Annotated in this window: 16 protein-coding genes; 6 read left to right on the forward strand and 10 right to left on the reverse strand. The window is 67.9% G+C overall.

The window, feature by feature from the left end:
* The first annotated feature begins 113 nt into the window (after positions 1-113).
* Positions 114-1,607 carry an alpha/beta hydrolase gene (locus tag ABZV58_RS17645; RefSeq protein WP_355001192.1) on the forward strand — a complete coding sequence of 498 codons (1,494 nt, stop codon included), beginning with the start codon at positions 114-116 and terminating at the stop codon, positions 1,605-1,607.
* A gap of 45 nt (positions 1,608-1,652) precedes the next feature.
* On the opposite strand, the gene ABZV58_RS17650 is transcribed toward ABZV58_RS17645, so the two are convergent.
* Positions 1,653-2,975 (reverse strand): family 1 glycosylhydrolase, encoded by a 1,323-nt coding sequence (locus ABZV58_RS17650; RefSeq protein WP_355001193.1) that lies wholly within the window; start codon positions 2,973-2,975, stop codon positions 1,653-1,655.
* A 395-nt stretch (positions 2,976-3,370) separates the two neighbouring features.
* Here ABZV58_RS17650 and ABZV58_RS17655 point away from each other — a divergent pair, with 395 nt between their 5' ends.
* Positions 3,371-3,898: a L,D-transpeptidase gene (locus ABZV58_RS17655; RefSeq protein WP_355001194.1), complete on the forward strand. Its 528-nt coding sequence runs from the start codon at positions 3,371-3,373 to the stop codon at positions 3,896-3,898.
* Between the two features lie 136 nt (positions 3,899-4,034).
* On the opposite strand, the gene ABZV58_RS17660 is transcribed toward ABZV58_RS17655, so the two are convergent.
* From ABZV58_RS17660 to ABZV58_RS17670, 3 genes are all read right to left on the reverse strand, one after another.
* Positions 4,035-4,370 (reverse strand): DUF3140 domain-containing protein, encoded by a 336-nt coding sequence (locus ABZV58_RS17660; protein WP_355001195.1) that lies wholly within the window; start codon positions 4,368-4,370, stop codon positions 4,035-4,037.
* A 19-nt stretch (positions 4,371-4,389) separates the two neighbouring features.
* Positions 4,390-4,608 carry a DUF2945 domain-containing protein gene (locus tag ABZV58_RS17665; protein ID WP_355001196.1) on the reverse strand — a complete coding sequence of 73 codons (219 nt, stop codon included), beginning with the start codon at positions 4,606-4,608 and terminating at the stop codon, positions 4,390-4,392.
* Positions 4,609-4,679: 71 nt separating this feature from the next.
* Positions 4,680-5,348, reverse strand: coding sequence for a fasciclin domain-containing protein (locus ABZV58_RS17670; protein WP_355001197.1), 669 nt, complete (start codon positions 5,346-5,348; stop codon positions 4,680-4,682).
* A gap of 159 nt (positions 5,349-5,507) precedes the next feature.
* Here ABZV58_RS17670 and ABZV58_RS17675 point away from each other — a divergent pair, with 159 nt between their 5' ends.
* Positions 5,508-6,485: a MerR family transcriptional regulator gene (locus ABZV58_RS17675; RefSeq protein WP_355001198.1), complete on the forward strand. Its 978-nt coding sequence runs from the start codon at positions 5,508-5,510 to the stop codon at positions 6,483-6,485.
* A gap of 3 nt (positions 6,486-6,488) precedes the next feature.
* Here the strand turns inward: ABZV58_RS17675 and ABZV58_RS17680 are convergent, their stop codons facing one another.
* The 3 genes from ABZV58_RS17680 to ABZV58_RS17690 form a co-directional block, all read right to left on the reverse strand.
* Positions 6,489-7,943, reverse strand: a complete 1,455-nt coding sequence (locus ABZV58_RS17680; protein ID WP_355001199.1) for an SDR family oxidoreductase — start codon at positions 7,941-7,943, stop codon at positions 6,489-6,491.
* Positions 7,944-8,215: 272 nt separating this feature from the next.
* Positions 8,216-9,343: a metallophosphoesterase gene (locus ABZV58_RS17685; RefSeq protein ID WP_355001200.1), complete on the reverse strand. Its 1,128-nt coding sequence runs from the start codon at positions 9,341-9,343 to the stop codon at positions 8,216-8,218.
* A 397-nt stretch (positions 9,344-9,740) separates the two neighbouring features.
* Positions 9,741-11,000 carry an MFS transporter gene (locus ABZV58_RS17690; protein WP_355001201.1) on the reverse strand — a complete coding sequence of 420 codons (1,260 nt, stop codon included), beginning with the start codon at positions 10,998-11,000 and terminating at the stop codon, positions 9,741-9,743.
* Positions 11,001-11,128: 128 nt separating this feature from the next.
* Here ABZV58_RS17690 and ABZV58_RS17695 point away from each other — a divergent pair, with 128 nt between their 5' ends.
* Complete coding sequence (locus ABZV58_RS17695) at positions 11,129-11,797, forward strand: metalloregulator ArsR/SmtB family transcription factor (RefSeq protein WP_355001202.1); 669 nt, start codon at positions 11,129-11,131, stop codon at positions 11,795-11,797.
* 104 nt (positions 11,798-11,901) lie between these two features.
* Positions 11,902-12,933 carry an endonuclease/exonuclease/phosphatase family protein gene (locus tag ABZV58_RS17700; RefSeq protein WP_355001203.1) on the forward strand — a complete coding sequence of 344 codons (1,032 nt, stop codon included), beginning with the start codon at positions 11,902-11,904 and terminating at the stop codon, positions 12,931-12,933.
* Between the two features lie 12 nt (positions 12,934-12,945).
* Here ABZV58_RS17700 and ABZV58_RS17705 read toward each other — a convergent pair whose 3' ends face one another.
* Positions 12,946-13,665 (reverse strand): hypothetical protein, encoded by a 720-nt coding sequence (locus ABZV58_RS17705; RefSeq protein WP_355001204.1) that lies wholly within the window; start codon positions 13,663-13,665, stop codon positions 12,946-12,948.
* 27 nt (positions 13,666-13,692) lie between these two features.
* Here ABZV58_RS17705 and ABZV58_RS17710 point away from each other — a divergent pair, with 27 nt between their 5' ends.
* Positions 13,693-16,893, forward strand: a complete 3,201-nt coding sequence (locus ABZV58_RS17710; RefSeq protein ID WP_355001205.1) for a BTAD domain-containing putative transcriptional regulator — start codon at positions 13,693-13,695, stop codon at positions 16,891-16,893.
* A 103-nt stretch (positions 16,894-16,996) separates the two neighbouring features.
* Here the strand turns inward: ABZV58_RS17710 and ABZV58_RS17715 are convergent, their stop codons facing one another.
* Together ABZV58_RS17715 and ABZV58_RS17720 are read right to left on the reverse strand one after the other, a co-directional pair.
* On the reverse strand, positions 16,997-18,316 hold the full coding sequence (locus ABZV58_RS17715; protein WP_355001206.1) for a cytochrome P450: 1,320 nt from the start codon (positions 18,314-18,316) through the stop codon (positions 16,997-16,999).
* An 86-nt stretch (positions 18,317-18,402) separates the two neighbouring features.
* A complete protein-coding gene (locus tag ABZV58_RS17720; RefSeq protein WP_355001207.1) occupies positions 18,403-18,789 on the reverse strand; it encodes a hypothetical protein in 387 nt (128 codons plus the stop codon).
* Positions 18,790-19,054: the final 265 nt, after the last annotated feature.

Genomic DNA, 19,054 nt, shown 5'->3' on the forward strand with positions numbered 1-19,054 from the left:
TCGTCGAGCTGTGCGCAGGAGGCTTTCGCTTGGATCTACGCTTGGGACCCAACAGATCTCATCGGATCCGGCGTGCCCTGCTGGCACTCGCGGTCGGGGTAGGAGTACTCGGTGTGCCCGTGTCGGCGTCCGCGGAGGACGTCGCGGACTCCTACATCGATCGCCTGTCCGAGGCGGCGGAAACCCCGGCGCTGCGGTGGTCCGACTGCCAGGACGGCTTCCAGTGCGCGTCGGCGAAGGTGCCGCTGGACTACAACCAGCCGCACCAGGATCAGATCGAGTTGGCGGTGATCAAACTGCCCGCCGCCGATCCGAGTCGGCGCATCGGCACCCTGTTCGTCAACTTCGGGGGTCCCGGCCCGTCCGGGGTGGATCGCCTACGGGAACGGGCGCGGTGGCCGTGGCTGTTCTCCGATGAGCTGCGCTCGCGGTTCGATGTGGTCTCTTGGGACAGCCGAGCGGTGGCCCGCAGTGCGGCGGCGCGCTGTTTCCCGACGGTGGACGAACAAACGGCGTTCCTCGGCGCCAGCCCTCAAATGCCAACGACGCCAGGCGAAGAGGCCCCGTTCTACGACTGGTCCAAGGAGTTCGCCGATCGCTGCGGGCGGCACGCCGGTCCGATACTGAACCACGCCTCGACCGCCAATACCGCGCGGGATCTGGAACTGTTGCGCCGCGCCGTCGGCGATCCGAAGCTCACCTACCACGGCATCTCCTACGGCACCCAGCTCGGCGCGATCTACGCGAACATGTATCCCAGCCGGGTGCGGGCGATGGTCTTCGACGGATCGATGGACTTCGAGGGCAACGTCAACGGGCACAACGGGCAAGGCACGACGGTTCCGCTGGACACTCGGCAGGGCGTGGCCGACGCGATCGCCGCCACCTTCGACGCGTTCCTGCGACAGTGTTCGGCGGCCGGGCCGCGGTGCGCGTTCTCCTCCGGCGATCCGAGGGTCAAGTGGACGGTACTCGCCGAGCGGGCTCGCCTGGCGCCCATCAGGCTCGACGACCAGACGTGGACGTACGCGTCGGTCCTCGATACGGCGGCGAGTCTTGCGCAGCCGTCCACGTTCCCGGACCTCGCGGTGCTGCTGCAAAGGTTGTTCGACGCGAGCACCACCGTCCGCGGATTGCTGCCGGTCGCGCGCGGCGAGTCCTACCTGGGCAACCGCACCGAGGCGTACCACGCGATCCAGTGCGCCGACAGCGTCGTGCCGACCGACGCCGAGGTCTACAGTCGTGCGGCGATAGCGGAAGACCTGCGGGTGCCGCATTTCGGGCGGATACCAGTGTTCGGCAATACGACCTGCGCGTTCTGGCGAGGTCACGACGCCGACCGGTACACCGGACCGTGGAACCGCCGCACCGCCGCGCCGATCCTGGTGCTCAACAGCAGATTCGACCCGGCCACCCCGTTGGCCGGCGCCTTCGCCGGCGCCGCCCAGCTGGCCGACGCCCGGGTGGTGGTGATCGAAGGCGCGGGCCACAGCAGCATGTACGTGCCGAGCACCTGCGCCGAGCGAACCAAGCGGGAATACCTGTTCACCGGCGAACTTCCACCGGACGGCACCGGTTGCGCGGTCGACAAGTCGCCTTTCGACTGACCGGTGTGCCTAGTGCGATCACGTGTTCGGGTGCGCACGGGCGGTCTAATCGGTTAGGCCGACCGTTTGATCGCAGCTTTCCGGCGGGTCCACCAGTTCGCATTCGGCAGGGGGACGAGTCGGCCGGTAGCCGGTCGGGACGCCGCCGGATCGGATGATGGTGCGGTAGGTGTCGACGGCGTCGGTCGGTCGGCGGGTGAGCGTGGGATCGGTGCGGACGTCGACGGTGTAGAGGCCGAAACGGGGTGTGTAGGAACCCCATTCGTAGTTGTCGGTGAGGCTCCAGTAGTTGTAGCCGATCAGGTCGATGCCGTCGGCCTTGGCGCGCTGCAGCCAGTAGACGGTGTCGCGGAGGTGTTCGGAGCGGGTGTAACCGTCGGCGCGCGGGCCACCGTTCTCGGTGGGCATGCCGTTCTCCACGACGTACAGCGGACGGTCCGGGAACAGGCGTGAATAGTGCCGCAGCGCGTAGTAGATGCCCTCGGTGCGAATCGGCAATTCCCAGATGGCCGGACCCTGGTTCGAACCACCCTGCACCGAGTGGCCGGACTCCGGCAGCACCGCGAAATAGTAGTCGACGCCGATGAAGTCGAGCTTGTCCGCGATGCGGTCGACCATCGGCTGGTTGACCTCGGTCTCGGCGCCCGCCACGTAGCCGAGGTTGCTTGTGACCTGTGCGTCGGGCACGGCGTGGTGGATGATGTCGTAGATCGTGTTGTGGGCCTGGGCCATTCGGTCCAGCATCACGGGCGCCTCATCGACGGTGATGGCGCCGATCCGCAGCTCGGTGCCGACATACGCGGCGGGCTCGTTGAAGGTGACCCACAGCGGGTTGCGAGAGGCATAGCGGTCCACCACCTTTCGCATAGTGGTCAGCCAGTCGTCGACGATGCCCGGATTGCGCCAGCCGCCGCGATCACTCACCCAGCCCGGATACACCCAGTGGTCGAGAGTCAGCATCGGCCGCATACCGGCCGCGACGATACGGTCGATCACATCGTCGTAGAACCGAAAGGCCGCCGCGTCCCAGATTCCCGGTTCCGGCTGGAGGCGGGCCCACTCGATCCCGATCCGGTACACCTGGACACCGAGCCGAGCGGCCAGATCTATGTCGGCGGGATGGCGCTCGAGGAAGTCGACCGAATTCAGGTACTCGTCCCCGGCCTCGCCCGAGTCGATGTAGCGGGTCCAGTTGCTGTCGGGCGCGTGCCCCTCGGACTGGAAGCCGGATGACGCGACTCCCCAGAGGAACTCGTCGCCGAACGGCGCGACGGTCGCGTGCGCCGAGGGGGCCGCCCCCGGCGCGAGCGTCACGGTCGCGATCATGGCGAGGGTGACGAGGGCGTATCCGCACTTCCGTGTTCGCATGGAGCTCCTGTCTCCGTCCGGAACCACTCGGTTGTGCACGCACCGCACGAAGCTCGACCGCAACCGAGCCCGTGCCGCTGATCCGTCACTGTAGCTGTCGGATAGCTAGCCCGTCAGCGTAGCTGTCGGATTGCTGTATTTCGGCGCGCCACGCCGTATCGCCCGGCGGACAGGCCAATCACAAAATTCTGAAAATGGCAATCACGCGACGCTATCGAGATCGACTCGGTTGCCTACCGGTCGTGCCCGATTTGCCACGTTGGGGTCCAAAGCCACTTCAGAATGATCAAAAACACTTTCAGGTCAGCTCGGACTCTCGTGTCGCCCATGCGCGTCCCCTCGCCCCGCGAGCGGCACGTCCAACTACCCGGGTGAGGGAAAGGCAGGTCTGATTCATGAAGTGCCAGAGTCGATTCCGCCCGGTGGCGCGGATCGCGTTGCTGATCGGCGCGGCGGTCACCGGACTCGCCGTCGCGGCCCCGGCGATGGGTGAACCGTTGTGGCCCGGTGGACCGGACATCCCGGGCGTGCCCCCGCTGGTCCTGCCGCCGCTGGTGCCGCCCGCACCGGTGGTGGCGCCGTGTACCGCCGAGGCGGCGCGCGGGTGTATGCGCCTGTCGACGAACGAGGCGTGGCTGATGGACAACGGGCGGGTTACCTACGGCCCCACGCCGATTTCGCACGGCAGGGCGGGCTTCCGCACCCGGGTGGGCGTCTTCGACGTCGACTTCAAGCGGGAGGATCACTGGAGCACCATGCACCACGTCTGGATGAAGTACGCGGTCTTCTTCGACGGTGACATCGCCACCCACATCGGGCCGATCGAAGAGGAGTCGCACGGGTGCATCCGCATGACACCCGACGGTGCCCGCGAATTCTTCGACTACCTCTCGCCCGGTGACATCATCGAAGTCGTGCCGTAACGACGCTTTCCTGGAAGCGCTGCGGGGCAACAACTTTCCGGCTTTCTGCGGACGCGTTCAACCTCGACCTCTGTGGGCCGCGAACCGGCCACTGCGGCAACCGGATTCGACCCCGGTTGCATGGTGGCAGGATCGGTCATCGCTTCGTGGGGTCGTGCCCCCAGTTCATCAACGAGTAGCGCCACTTGCTGTCCTGCGCGTCGCCGGAGGGGCGTTGCGCGAGATGGCGGTGCGCATAACCGACGACCTTGCGCATGTGCGCGTAGTCGTCGTCGGTCAGATCCGCCTTCTTCTTGTTCAAGATCTCGATGATCCTTCGGCCGCTGGCGTGTCCGGTGGACTCACCGCCGCCCTCGGATTTTTGCCCCACCGACTTCGACTCGTCGGTGTCGAGCCATCGGCCGAGTTCTTTCGCCGTCATGTTGACGGTCGCATCGAACTCCTCACGAGCCTTGTCGTCGTCTCTCGTCATAACGAATCGACTCTTCCGTTCAGTCGTCGCGGGGACGTAGGGCGTCGGGTTTGTGTACCGCGTCGCGGTCGGACTTCTCGCTGCGCACCCGGTACTGCGGATCCTGTGCGGACGCCCGGACCGTGCGTCCTGCTGCCTCGGTGTCGGAGGTGATCTTCTCCTCCACCGTGCCCTTGGCGACGCTGCCGTGGCTATCCCATTCGACCTTCTCGCCTTTGCGGAATCTGCGCTTGGTCATCGGTTCGCCTCTCGCTCGATCGCGTGTGCCCGGCGCGCCTGGTGGGTTCTTTCTGCGCGGTGATTGGTGGGTCAGCTCGTCGGTGGCATCAGTACCGCATCGATCAGGTACACCGTCGCGTTCGCGGTCTGGACCCCGCCGCAGAGCACCTCGGCGTCGGCGACCTGGATGTCGTCGCCGGATCGTGTCACGGTGACCTCGGAGCCCTGCACCGTCTTATGGGTTCCCGCGACCTGGTCCGCGGCGAGCCGACCGGGCACCGCATGGTAGGTCAGCACGGTCGTGAGCGCCTGAGCATCGGTCTTCAACGATTCTATCGTCGCCGGATCCACCGCGGCGAACGCGTCGTCGACGGGGGCGAAGAGCGTGAAATCGCCGGAATTGAGGGTATCGACGAGGTTGACCTGCGGATTCAGCTGCCCGGATACGGCGGCGGTCAATGTAGTCAGCAAGGGACTGTTCGACGCCGCGACGGCAGCCGGTTCTTGTGCCATGCTCGCGACGGAACCGGGTCCCGTCGGGACTTGCTCGGCGTACGCCGCGCAACCCGGCCCGACCAGTCCGGCGGCCGGATCGCCGCTCGGCGTCGTTGTGCCCGGTGCTGTCGCCGCCGTTTGCGTCGGTGCGGTGGTCTGCTCTGCGGTCGACGCGGAGTCCGTGTCGTCATTCGTACAGGCCGCGGCGGACGCGACCGAGAAAGTCAGCAGGATCGTCGCCAGTACGGCTTTCGTGTTGTTCATGTCGTTCACCACTTGTGTCGGGGCGGCTGGTCGCCGCGAGTGCCGTCGATTCGTTCCCCTCGCGTCTTTCGCTTTCGTTCAGGCCAACGATACCACTAAACGATGCACTAACGATGCATACTGGAGGAGACGATTCCTGCCAGTGAGAAGAGTGGGTTCGTGACTCCCAACGGTGCGACACCCGGATCCGACCCGGCGGCGTCCGCGGCGGCAGCGCGCCCGACCGGTCGCGGCCCGCGGTCCCGAATACAGGACGGACGGCGCGAGCTCGGGCCCGCGGACCCCGCTTCCGAGGTGCTCGGTTACTCGGTGCGCGCGGTAGCCGATCGCCTGGGCATCCCGACCGCGACGCTGCGCAGCTGGAATCGCCGCTACGACATCGGACCCAGCCGTCACGAGCCCGGAAAACACCGCCGCTACGGCGAATCCGATATCGCGGCACTGCAACGGATGCTCGCGCTGATCCGCGCGGGTGTGAGCCCGGCCGGCGCGGCGGCCGTGGTGACCGAGCGGCGCCGGACCACGGCCGTCCGCGGGGATTGGGAGCCGCTGTCGACCGCCGCGTTCGCGCTCGATGCCGAAGCCTTGTCGGCGCTGCTCAACGCGCATCTACTCGCCTACGGTGTTGTCGACACCTGGAACATGCTGTGCCGCCCCGTCTTCGCGGCGATCGTCGCACGGCAGCTCGCGGGCGAGGCGTGCATCGACGTCGAGCACCTGCTGTCGTGGTCGACCACCGCGGCCCTGCACAGCTATGTCCCGCCCACCACGCCAACGAAGGCGCACGCCGCGGTACTCGCGTGTACAGGCGGTGAGACGCATGTACTCCCGCTGGAGACCTTGCGCGCAGCGCTTGCCGAGCGCGGCGTGCGCGCCTGGATGCTCGGCGCCGATGTGCCCACCGCCGCTCTCGCCGATGCCCTCGCGCGCACCGATTCCTGCCCCGACGTGGTGCTCTGGTCGCAGCACGAATCCACGGCGCTCACATCGGCGGTGCGGGCATGCGCGGCGGCAGGCGCCCGAGTGTTCGTCGGCGGACCGGGCTGGGACTTGGTCGTCCTTGCGGCTCGGGCCACTCCGGTGACCACGCTGGCCGACGCGGTCGATCGGATAGCCGGTCCTCGCGACCGACCATAGGCGTTACGCCGCTTCGGCTTTCGCCGTGATGTTGCGAGCCATACCGCCGAACACGACGGCATGGAAGGGCGCTATCGAGTGCCAGTACGCATGCCCGGCCAGTCCCCGTGGTTCGAACACCGCGCACTGCCGGTAGCGCGCGCCGCCTTCGGGAGTCGGCGTGACGGACAGTTCGAGCCATGCCTGTCCGGGAAGGAGCATCTCGGCCCGCAGTCGAAGCAACCGAGGGCGTTCCAGTGTTTCGACGCGCCACCAATCCAGAGCCTCACCCTGGTGGAGTTTGTGTGGATCCCGGCGCCCGCGACGGAGACCGACACCGCCCGCGATTCGATCCAGCCATCCGCGAAGCGCCCACGCCAGGGGAAACGAGTACCACCCGTGTTCCCCGCCGACCGACTCGATCACCGACCACAGGACCTCGGGATCCGCGGAAGTCGATAGTTCGCGGACGTCGCGGTACAGGGAGCCGCCCGACCAATCGGGGTCCGTCGGCAGCGGATCCGACGGCGTCCGCGGGGGACTGGCATCCGACCACCGGGTCGGGACGTCGAGGTCTCGAATTCTGGTGAGTGCCAACGAGATCGCCTCGCGGAACGGTATCGGCCCCGCTGGCGGGTCCGGGATGAGGTGCGCTATCGAGTGGTCGGCGCAGGCGACGTCGTTGATCAGCGATTCCATCAGGGGAACGGCGATCGCGCGCGGTACCGGTGTCACCAAGTTGACCCACTGGCTGGACAACCAGGGCGTCAGCAGTGGTACCGGGATGACGATCCGGCGAGGCAGCTGCGCGACCTCGGCGTACGTTCGCATCATTTCTTCGTAGGTGACGATGTCCGGGCCTCCGATGTCGAAGGCGCCGGTCCGGTCCGGCGTCAGGTCCGCACCCCGCACCAGGTAGTAGAGGACGTCGCGGACAGCGATCGGTTGAACCTTGCTCCGCACCCACCGCGGCGTGACCATGACGGGTAGCCGCTCGGTGAGGTAGCGAAGGATCTCGAAGCTCGCCGAGCCGGACCCGATGACTACACCGGCCCGCAGAACCAGCGTGGGGACGGGAGAGGCCAGGAAGATCCTGCCGACTTCGGCGCGTGATGCGAGGTGGCGCGAAAGGGTTTGCCCCGTGGGTGTGATGCCGCCGAGGTAGATGATGCGACCGACCCGCGCCGCCGCGGCGGCGGCCGCGACCCGAGTGGCGGCCGCGCGGTCGATCTCGCCGAAATCCGCTCGGTCGAGCGAGTGGACCAGATAGTAGAGCACCTGCTGATCGGCGACGCAGCGGCGAACGTCCTCGTCATCGAGTACGTCGCCGCGCAGGATCTCGACCCGATCGCGCCACGGTGCGTCGGCGAGCTTCCCGGGGTTGCGCGCGACTACCCGGACGGTATGACCGGCGCGAAGAAGCTCGGGAACCAGACGGCCGCCGATATATCCGGTCGCCCCGAATATCACGCATCGCATGTCCGCACCTCGCGTCTCCGGGAGTGCACCGCTCGTGCGTCGAGTACCCCGTTGCCCGCACACAACACGCCGGTGTGCTGCATCGAAATTGCATCGTTAATCGTACGCCAGCGGTCCACCACACCGGAAGGCCGGTGGCGAGACAGGCGCGTTTCTGGCTGCCACCGATGCCGGGTCGTAGGAACGGCCGGGGCACATCAGCGGGGGAGGCGGAAGCCGAGCAACGACTGCGTGGACGAAACACGCTGCCCGCACGCCGCGGCGGCGTTCCGCTACTGCGGACGCAGGACCAGCACGGTGATCTCGCTCGGTGCGAAGACCCGCAGTTGCGGCCCCCAGAAGCCGGTTCCCCGGCTGGTGTAGAGCTGGGTGTCGCCGTGGCGGCTCAGTCCCGCGACAACGGGTTGCTCGAGCCGGACGAGATAGTGGAAGGGCCAGATCTGGCCGCCGTGGGTGTGGCCGGAGATCTGGAGTGCGACACCCGCGGCCACGGCGTCGATGATCTGCCTGGGTTGGTGGGCGAGCAGCACGACCGGCGCGTCGGGGTCGGCACCGGCGAGCGCGGTCGGCAGGTCCGGGCCGTGACCGGTCAAGCCCACGCCCGTCGGGTCATCGATACCGGCGATCACCAGCTGATCGTCGCCGCGGCGCACCGTCACGTGCTGATTGCGCAGCGGTTGCCAGCCGAGCGAACTCATGTGGTCGATCCAGCCTGGCGCGTCGCCGAAGTACTCGTGGTTGCCGGTGATGTAGAACCGGCCGAGCTCGGCCTCGACCTTGCCGAGCGGATCGACCTGCGCGTGCCGCTTCGCCACCGAGCCGTCCGCGAGATCACCCGCGTGGCAAGCGATATCGGGACGTTGCGCGTTGACCACCTCGACAACGCGCTCCGACCAGCGCAATCGGTCGAGCGCGGCGAAGTGGGTGTCGGTGACGACCACCAGGCGCAGGCCGTCCAGCGCCGGACCGAGTCCGGGGATGGATACCTCCACGGTGCGAACCCGCGGCACCCGCCGTGCTTCGACCACGCCCCACACCACGAGCGCGGCGGAGGCGGCGAACACGCCCGCGGCGACGATCCGGGAACGGGCCGGATCGTCGACACCGGCCACGGCGAGCCCGAGGCGTGCGAGGTTGCCGAAGACCGACCAGCTGAACACCACCCACATCACGCCGAGCAGCGTGTCGCCGACGATCGAGGCGGCATCCGACTGCGCGTGTCCGTGGCCGAGATACATCGCCGCGGGCAGGCAGCAGAACGTCAGGGCGGCCAGCGCCGAGCCGAGCCAGAACAGCGAGCCGGTTCCCTGGGTCGGCGCCGCCACCAACGTCCACCACGGCAGCGAGATCAGCAGGGCCGGAACAGCCAGGAACAGGACCAGGCGGGGTACATACTTCAAGAGGGTTCGTCCTCGCGCGCGAATGAAGCGCGCGGTCCCTCACCCGGCGCCATGAACGCTTCCGACGATAGCAGCGGTCATCACCCGCCGAGGCGCTCGACGGCGAGGGGGAGATCTTTGTCACCGCGACCAGTTTCGTTCGCCCTGGCGCAATCCCACAGATCGCGACAAACAGGTTGCCGGACTTGATCTTTCGAATGGCTCGAATCAGGTCTCAGCGACGAGAGCGGCGCGTTGACTCAGCGGGGATGATCCGATCCCAGGTCTTGGCGTGCGCGTTCCGCGATCTCGTCGACGCTGGTGTCGTCGAGGAACTTGTGCGTAGACGGCTGCTCGTCCATGAGCCCAAGCGACGTCGCGCGAGGTCGTCGAAGGGACAGGCGCGCCACCCGAATGGCTATCTCGATGCCGACCGGCTGAACCCGGTGAACGCCGCGATCGGCACGACCGCCAGCGCGAGCACGCCACCGGCGAGAGCCAGGGCCGGATAGCTGGTCGCCGCGACCATCAGCCCGGACCCCATGCCGCCGGTCGCTCCAGCGACGGCGATCGAGACATCCACCGCGCCTTGGGTTTTAGCGCGGGTGGCCAGCGGCACCGTGTCGGTGATGATGGCCGTGCCCGCCACGAGCCCGAGATTCCAGCCCAACCCCAGCAGCGTCAGCGCGAGCGCGAGCAACACCATGGAGTCGCCGGGTGCGGCGGCCGCGAGGAGTCCCGCGGCGAGCAGTGTCACCCCCGACGCGGCGGCGACAGGTAGGCGACCGTAGCGGTCGACGAGCCAGCCGGTCAGCGGCGAGGGCAGGTACATGGCGCCGACGTGGATGGCGATCACCAGCCCAGCCGCGGCGGTGCTGTGGCCGTGGGCGTGCATGTGGACCGGAGTCATGGTCATGATCGCCACCATGACCAGCTGCGTCAGCGCCATGACCAAGCCGCCCGCGGCGATGCCCTTGCCGGAATCGTCGACAGGCGCCGTCTGTGTGGTCGCCGCATCCGTCGTGCCCAGTTCCCGTGCCAGCAGTAGCGGGTCCGGCCGCAGCGACACCGCGAGCACGAGCGCGGCCAAGGCGTAGGCCGCCGCGGCGAGCAGGAACGGCCCGGCCAGGTAGGGGATGCCCAAGCTCTGGGCCAATCCGCCGGTCGGGGCGGCGAGATTCGGGCCGATGACACCGCCGAGAGTGGTCGCGACCAGCACGGTGGACACGGCGCGACCCCGGTGCGAAGCGGTGGCCAGATCGGCTCCGGCGTACCGGGCTTGCAGGTTGGTTGCGGTGCCCGCGCCGTAGACGAACAGCGCGATGAACAGCAGCGCCAGGTTGTTCAGCACGGCGGCGGCGATGACGCCGAGGCTGCCGATCGTGCCGGTGAGGTACCCGGCGGCCAGACCGGGACGGCGCCCGCGGGCTTGGGAAAGACGTCCGACGGCTACGGCGGCGAGCGCGGAACCGGCGGTGAACAGGGCGCTGGGCAGTCCGGCCAGGCTGGTGGAGTCGAGCATGTCCTGGGCCAGCAACGCGCCGACGGTGATTCCGGCGGCCAGTCCCGCGCCGCTGAGGATCTGCGCGGAGACCAGGACGATCAGGATGCGGCGCTGCGCTCGTGCGGTGTCGGGGAGCGGGGTGTCGGAGGTGATGCTGGTGGTGCCGGTGGCCACGAGAAGGTCTTCCTGGTGAGCCGCTGTCGAGCGGGCGGGGCAAGCGGTCGCGAATACAATCGCCATGTTCGATGTTGTTCCAAGGAACTGTGGAATAAGCTATTCCAAAGAGTATTGGAGAAGCAAGCGTGAGCGAGTCGTCCGGTCCCAAGGCCGCTCTGTTCGACCAGGTCGCCCGCGTCGGCAAGGCGCTGGGCAACGGTCGCAGACTGCAGATCCTCGATCTGCTCGCCCAGGGCGAGCGCACGGTCGAGGCGATCGCCACCACGACCGGCATGAACCTGACCACCGCCTCGGCGAACCTGCAAACGCTCAAATCCAGCGGTCTGGTCGAGGCGCGACGCGACGGAACCCGCCAGCACTACCGGCTTGCCGGAACCGACGTCGCTCGCTTGTTCGCGCTAGTGCAGAGCGTCGCCGAAGCGCACCTCGCCGACGTCGCCCTCGCGGCCGCCGCCGCGCTCGGCTCTCCCGAAGACGCGATCACCCGCGACGAACTCATCCGCCGCCGCGACGCCGGGGAGATCATCCTCGTCGACGTCCGCCCCCACGAGGAATACGACGCCGGGCACATCCCGGGCGCCATCAACATTCCGCTCGCCGAACTCGCCGCCCGACTCGCCGAGCTGCCCGCCGACCGGGACATCGTCGCCTACTGCCGCGGTGCCTACTGCGTCATGGCGCCCGACGCGATCCGCATCGCGCAGCAGTCCGGTCGGGAGGTCAAACGCCTCGACGAGGGAATGCTGGAATGGGCGTTGGCCGGACTACCGGTCGAGAAAGCCTCGATCGAGTAGTCGACTACGCAGGGCAAGACCCTGCATGGGCGGCATGATCGGATGAGTCAACGCACCATTCGGCCGCGCGGTAACTCGACCGATCGATTTCGAGGGAGTGCGCGATGAACCTGAATCGTTTCAGCGTCGCCACGTTCAACATGTTCAACCTCCAGGACCCCGGACAACCGATGAATCCGGGTCAACGTCCCTGGACGGAAGCGGAATTCACGCGGAAGGCGGATTGGATCGCGGGTCAGCTCACCACGCTGGACGTCGACATCGTGGGTCTACAGGAGGTGTGGAGCAAGACCGCGTTGGAGAAGGTGGTCGCCGCCGGGGGATTGGAGGCGACCTACGATGTGCTCGCCGATCCCGCGGACGGCTCCCGGATCATCTGCGCGGCGCTGGTCCGCAAAGGCCTTCTGCACGGCGATCCGCAGTGGATCGCGGACTTCTCCGAGGCGGTCCGCCTGGAATCCACCGACGATCGAAACGACCCGCAAGCACCGCAGATCCGGGTCGCCATCGACCGGTTCTCCCGACCGGTACTGCACTTCAGCGTCGAACTGCGGGACGGTCAGCCGACCGAGGTGTTCGTCGTCCACCTCAAATCCAAACTGCCGACCAGTTTGGCGGGCGAGCAGTGGTTCCAGGACGATCCGGACACCTTCAAGCCGCATCAGCTGGCGCTGGGTGCGGGGCTGTCGACAATTCGCCGCACCGCCGAGGCGGTGGCGCTGCGCGTCCTGCTCACCTCCGCGATGAAGGGCACCGCGACGCCGGTCATCGTGCTCGGCGACATCAACGACGGCCAGCACAGCAACACCGCCAACATCCTGACCGAGCAGCCCCGCTACCTGGTCGGGGACTCGCTGGGCGGCGTGGACAACGGCCTCTACACCGCCCAGACGTTGCAGGAGTACCGCGATACCCGCGACGTCTACTACACCCACGTGCACCAAGACATTCGCGAATCGCTCGATCATGTGCTCGTCAGCGAACAGTTCTACGACAACAGCCGCAAACGCGTGTGGCTGTTCGACGGGCTCACCATCAACAACGACCATTTGAATTTCGAGAACCACCGCGAGAGCGGCACCGGTGACCACGGACTCGTGAAAGTCGGGTTCGCGTTCAAACCCGCCCGCCCGTGACAATGGGTTCCGCTAGCGATCCGAGTCCTCCGCCCACCGCCGCAATCCGCCCGGCCACCGCAACATCAGCACACCGATCGCGGCGACGACGATGCCACGCGGCGCCTCGTAGAGGAATCCGGTGAGGCCTTGGGTGGGCGGAACCGGCAGGAAGAAGCCGAGCCCGGCGACCAGGGTGAGTATCGCGATCCAGCGGGGCACCGCGCTGTTGCGCAACATGCTCCCGCCCATCAGGCCCAGCCCGGCGAGCAGGACGACAGCGCCGATGATGTTGAACAATTCGAACGCCGTGGTGTCGATCATGTTGTCGTTGCCCGCGATCAGGTGCGCGGTGCCGGAATCAGCCGCGAACGGGTAGGCGACGAACAACTCGACGGTGAGGTGACCGGCCGCGGTGACGACGTTGGCGAGCAGGTAGCAGATCAGGCCGACGAATCCGGCCGTGCCGAGTCTCGGCCGCATCCACGCGTACATCCCGGGCAGGCCGAGGATCAGCAGAACGGTTCCGATGCCGAGCAGGATCTGCGCGAGCGGCGCGCCGGGGCTGGTGAGCGCCTCGACCGAATGGCTCTTGCCCGCCACGATCGGATGCAGTGTGCCGCCCGCGATGCACAGGGGGCCCGCGAAGGCCAGTGCGGCGCCGCACATCCGCAGTACAGTCTCGCGAGAGGGGCCGATGGCCCGAGTTTCGCCGGTGGTGTGGGTTGGTAGGAGTGCTTGCGTGTGTGTCATGGGCCAAGGGTCGACCAGGGCGCTGGTGTGACGCTGGTGCGCGGCGGGTCCGAGGACGACCGCCCGGCCATCTCGGTGCTCGGGCCGCTGGAAGTGCGCGGCCCGGACGGCGCCCGCCTCACCATCCCGGCACGCAAACACGCCGAGCTCTTGGTGATTCTCGCGGCCGAACGCACCGCCCGGAGCGCGCCGTACCTGTGCGAATTGCTGTGGCGGCGCAGCCCGCCGGAGAGCGCACTGGTCACGCTGCAGGGCTACGTCTCACGGTTGCGCCGGACGTTGCGGCCACTTCCGGAATTCCGGATCGAGACCAGTCCGAACGGCTACGTGCTGCGGTGCGGTGGATCCGGCACCGACCTCGACTTGCTCGACGTGCTGTCCAGGGAAGCGCGCGCGGCGCACGCCGACGGTGATGTCGGACGAACCGTCGATCTGCTCGAACGCGCCTTGCGCCTGTGGCGCGGCGAGGCGCTCTGCGATGTCGACGACGTCGCCGAACTCGCTCCGGAACGGGCGCGTCTGGTCGAGCTGCGATCGGAACTCGTCGAGATGTGCGCCGAGGGTTTGATCGTGCTCGGACGCGCCCGGCACGCGGTCACCCTGCTCACCGACGAATGCGAGCGGCATCCACAGCGGGAAGGAACGGCACGGCTGCTGGCGCTGGCGCTGCGAGACTGCGGACGGGTCTCCGACGCCCTCGACGTTCTCGTTCGACTGCGCCGCTCGCTGCGGGAGGATCTCGGGCTCGATCCCGCGCCCGACACCGTCCGGGTCGAGAACGAGATCCGCACTCCGGCCAAGCCCGCGGCGGCCCCGGCGGAACGATCGGTCCTCGTGGGACGTGCGGACGTCGCCGCTGTCTTGAATCGTGCGTGGAACCGGTCCCGGCAGGGACTGACCGTCGTGACGGTGCGCGGCGCGCCCGGCATCGGCAAGACGGCCGTCGTCGAGGACGCCATGCGGCGCCACGGCGAGGTGGCCTTCTTCACCGCGGGGATCAGCGGGACGGGCGCCTCGGCGTTGGCGACGCTGATGCCGTGGCTGGATCAGGCCGCGCTGGCCGGACGCGCCGTGCCCGATGTCCCCACACCGCGCGCGCTCGCCGCGCTGTTCGCCGAGGTGGCGCGGGAGACCGGACATCTGGTCGCGGTCATCGACGACGTGCAGTGGGCCGATCCCGATTCGGTTCGGATGATCGCGGCGGCCATGCGGGTGCTGCGAGCCCACCCCGTGCTGCTGCTTCTGACGGTTCGCCCCGAGCCGCTCCCGGCGGAGGTGAACTCGCTCCAGTCCGCGGGCACTCACGTCGTGGTGGACCTGCCTCCGCTGTCCGCCGCGGCCGTGGACGAGTTGGTTCGCAACGATCTCGGTTCGGTCGGTCCGGAGGTGCGCGACCAGATCATCGACTCGAGCGCCGGTAGTCCGTTCGTCGCGGCGCAACTGTGCGATCTCGTTCGCGCGGGCCGCCCCTTGGACGTCAGCGGCTCGGCCCCCGAGATCACGACGGCAAAGCTGTCCGCGGTCTCGCCCTCGGCGCGAGCGCTCGCCGAGGTGCTGGCCGTGATCGGTACGCGCACGTCGATCGGACTGGTCGCGGCCGCCGACAGCGAGCCACGGTTCGACGATCGGATCGGTGAGCTCGTCGCCGCACGGGTCGTCTCGCTCGAGGACGGCGCCGTCGCCTTCGAACACGACCTCGTGCGCGATGCCGTGCTCGCCACCATCGGTGAAGTGCGGAGGGCGCTGCTGCACAAGCGAATCGCGGACGCGCTGGCCGACCTGCGACCCGGTGCGCTCACGGCGCAGGCACGGCATCGCAGCGCCGCCGCCCTCGATTCGCTGGATTTCGCTGCCGCGCATGCTTGTTCGGTCGCGGCGCGAGACGCGCTGCGGCGGGACGCGCTCACCGAGTGCGCCGAACTCGCCGCGCGCGGGCTCCGGCACGCCGACCCCGGTGACGCGGAGCTGCTGATCGAGCTGGATCAGCTTGCGGGACAGGCCCATCACCGTCTCGGCCACTACGACGCGGCCGCCGCGTCTTTCGACCGGGCCGGTCGGCGCTGCGCCGAACGCCGAGATTGGTCCGGCCTGGCGCGGACCGCATTGCTCGCCGCACCGCGTGGTGTAGCCGGATACTTCTCCGGATACGGTGTGGTGCACGCGGGTTCGTCGGCGCTGCGGGCGCAGGCACTGGCGCATCGTCTCGATCTCGACGCCGAGCTGGTCGCCGCGGCGGAGGCGATCGAGGCCGCGGACCGCGCGATCCACGGTCTGCCGGGGGATTTCGACGCGCTGGCCGAGGCACGGGCGCGCAGCGCGGCCGGAAGCCGATCGTGGCCGCAGGTACTGCTGGCCGAGTTCCTGTGCACGTGGGGGCCGGCAACCGTCGCCGACCGGCGCAAGATCGCCGAGGAACTGGAGGAACTCGCGGGCCACGACCGCACGGCGCGGGCGACGGCGGTCCACCTGCGCCGCGTGTGTGCCCTCGAGACGGGCGATATGCGGCTGGTCCGTCGGCTGTCTGCCGAATTCGCCCGGCTCGCTTCCGCCGACGACATCGACCTCGCGGCCACTCAGCTGTGGTGGCAAGTGATGCTCGCCGTGCTGCGTGGCGACTACCGGGAGTCGCAGGCGCTCATGACACGCTTCGCCGACGATCTCGGCGCGGTCGACGATCACGCTCGGCTGCTCGCCGAAGTCTCTGCGCTGACCAGCAATTCGATCGAGCTGTGGCATCGCGGACGGCTCGGCGAGGTACTCGCCGAAGTGGACCGGATGGCTCAGGACTTCGACGAGGACTTCGCGCTCGTGGTCGCGATGGCATCGGCGGAGGTCGATGATCACGAGCGCGCGCTGTCGACGATCGAGTCGATCATCGCCCTGCCCGGGCGGTTGCACGGCCCGCGCCTGGTGGTACGGGTGCCGCTGCTGATCGAAGCGCTGCTCACGGTCGGTCAGCGCGCGCCGGAGCAGCGCGACCGGGTGGTCGAGCTCACCGCCGAACTCGAACCGTTCACCCAGGGGTGGGGCGAGACATTGATCGTGCAATGGCCGGGGCTGGTGTGTCTCGGGCCGTCCGGGCTCTACCGCGGTACCGCCCGCGGCATCCTCGGACTTCCCGGCGCGCGCGAGGAGGTGATCGCCGCGCGGCACCGGGCGCGCCTGCTCGGCGCGCGGCCCTATGAGTCGCGCGCCGAGGACCGCCTGACGCGGTGGCCGTTCGCCTGAGCCGTCGCGGCCGGACTTCTGCGGTCCTGGTCGCGACTTCGCCGCCTGAGATTGTGCGAGGTGCGGCGGTCGTTCGCCAGCGCGTCTTCGCCCCGAGCGACATTCACCGTTCTGATCCCGAAACCGGAGCGGACCGAGAGCTGAACTGCCCAGAGCCGGGTTCCGAGTTCACCGCCTGAATCTCCGGCAGCGGTGGCGATTCCGGGAAGGTGACGGGCAGGGCGGTCAAGGCTCGGTGGAACGGGCCTGGGCGCCAGGTCAGTTCATCGGGCGGTACCGCAAGTCGTAGTTCGGGCAGGGCGTCGAGAAGTTGATCGATGGCCTCCTGGGCGATCAGGTATGCCATCGAACTAGCCGGGCAGACGTGCGGCCCGGCACCCCACGCCAGGTGAGATCGATTGCCCGCGTACTGATCCGCTTTGATCTCCGGGTCGTTGTTGCAGCCCGCTATGCTGATGACGACAGGTTGATGCGCGGGCAACCATACGCCGTCGATCAGAATCGGCTGGCGCGGAAAGCTGATGCAGAAGTTCGCCATCGGCGGATCGTCGAACAGCACCTCGTCGAGTGCGTCCCGGGTGGACAGACTCCCGCCGAGTACGCTCCCGCCGAACCGTTCCTCGGTGAGGATCAACAGCAGGGTGTTGATGATCAAGTTCTGTTGGGGCTCGATGCCCGCTCCGTACAGCGTGCCCAATTGATGCACCATTTCGGTGTCGCTCAACCCCGCCGGATGTTGCAGCATCCGCGTCGTGACGTCATCGCCGGGCTCGGCGCGCTTCAGCTGGGTCAGTTCCAGCAGTGCGCCGATGAGCATCTGGTTGCCCTGTTCGGCGTCGGCGCCCTCGAACACGGCGGCCATCCCTTTTGCGGCGCGGGCCGCGATCTCGGCCGGTGAGCCGAGCAGGGCATTGAGCACCCCGAAGGCGAGCGGAAACGCGTACTGGCGCACGAGATCCGCGGAGCCCTCGGTACAGAAGGAATTGATGAGCGGCACCGCGAGCGCCGCGACCGTGGCGTGCAAACCGTACTGATCGACCTGATCCAGACCCGCGGTATTCGTCTTCCGATACCTCGCATGGTCGGCGCCCGCGTTGCGCAAAGCGTTCGGCCGCCACTGCATCATCGGCAGCACTGGACAGTCCGCTGGAATGTTCTGCTGCCATGTTCGCGGGTCGGCCGGAAAATGGTCCGGGTCATTGAAGATCCGGACCGCAGTGTAGTAGCCGATCACCAGGGTCGCGGGGATACCCGGCGCCAAGTCCACCGGCACCAAAGACCCGTAGCGGTCGCGCATCTCGCGATAGACCCGGTGCGGGTCCGCCGCGAACTCCGGCGAATACAGCGGCACCCGCGGGCCGTCGGTATCGATGGGCGAATCGCGCGCGGACCTGCCGTGCGTTGCGGACGAGGACATCGTCATCGGAGATACTCCAGGTGATCTGACAACAAGCTCCGTGAGCCTAGACAGTCGGCGGGCGTTGCGCACCGAAACGATGCACAACCACATCACTTCGGCCACATTCCCGGCATCCGCCTTGCTCGCCGGTCAGCGGATTGCGTCGCTGTCCGGGGTGGGCGAGGGGCGGTGGTGTCGCCTGCTCGCGACGATGGCCAGGGCGGCCAGTCCATCCGCGTGGGTTCGCGGCGCACCAGCGTCAGCGTGCCCACCACCGCCAGTGCCGCGAACACTCCGCGCTCTGTTTCCATGATCGTGAAGGCGGCAACCAGGTACTGGTAGGCGCGCTCGGAGCCAACACCCTTGAAGATCGGCAGCAGCAGATCGTTGATGCGCGCCGCGAGTTCGGCATCCGCGCCGGGTCGCGGGCTCGAAGTGCCCCATAAGCCCTGCCTTCCGACGTTTCCCAGCTGGTCACCGAGATGTGTCGGGCGCACGGGAAAACGCCCAGCCGAATTGTGGCAGGCGGGAACTCGCGGGCAGTCGTAAGTGACTGGCTGTCAAGGAGCATCTCTTGTGCTCGATGCGCGAACTAAAGGAGTGCTTTTCGATGAACAAGCCCGCGATTTCACCACACGGTGCAATAGCACCGCGCGGAGGGACCGGCGTATGGGATCGTCCTAACCGGGACTGCTCACAGCAAGCGATAGCCAACTCATTGCTGTCTCTCGGTGTGGACTACTCCTTGGTGCTCGTGGGGCA

The sequence above is a fragment of the Nocardia sp. NPDC004654 genome (assembly GCF_040609595.1).
In the GTDB taxonomy this organism is placed as follows: domain Bacteria; phylum Actinomycetota; class Actinomycetes; order Mycobacteriales; family Mycobacteriaceae; genus Nocardia.

Coding starts and splice junctions, on each gene's coding strand:
- ABZV58_RS17655 (WP_355001194.1), top strand. CDS start 3,371: ATGAAGTGCCAGAGTCGATTCCGCCCGGTGGCGCGGATCGCGTTGCTG.
- ABZV58_RS17670 (WP_355001197.1), bottom strand. CDS start 5,348: ATGAACAACACGAAAGCCGTACTGGCGACGATCCTGCTGACTTTCTCG.
- ABZV58_RS17660 (WP_355001195.1), bottom strand. CDS start 4,370: ATGACGAGAGACGACGACAAGGCTCGTGAGGAGTTCGATGCGACCGTC.
- ABZV58_RS17705 (WP_355001204.1), bottom strand. CDS start 13,665: ATGACACACACGCAAGCACTCCTACCAACCCACACCACCGGCGAAACT.
- ABZV58_RS17680 (WP_355001199.1), bottom strand. CDS start 7,943: ATGCGATGCGTGATATTCGGGGCGACCGGATATATCGGCGGCCGTCTG.
- ABZV58_RS17650 (WP_355001193.1), bottom strand. CDS start 2,975: ATGCGAACACGGAAGTGCGGATACGCCCTCGTCACCCTCGCCATGATC.
- ABZV58_RS17700 (WP_355001203.1), top strand. CDS start 11,902: ATGAACCTGAATCGTTTCAGCGTCGCCACGTTCAACATGTTCAACCTC.
- ABZV58_RS17715 (WP_355001206.1), bottom strand. CDS start 18,316: ATGACGATGTCCTCGTCCGCAACGCACGGCAGGTCCGCGCGCGATTCG.
- ABZV58_RS17665 (WP_355001196.1), bottom strand. CDS start 4,608: ATGACCAAGCGCAGATTCCGCAAAGGCGAGAAGGTCGAATGGGATAGC.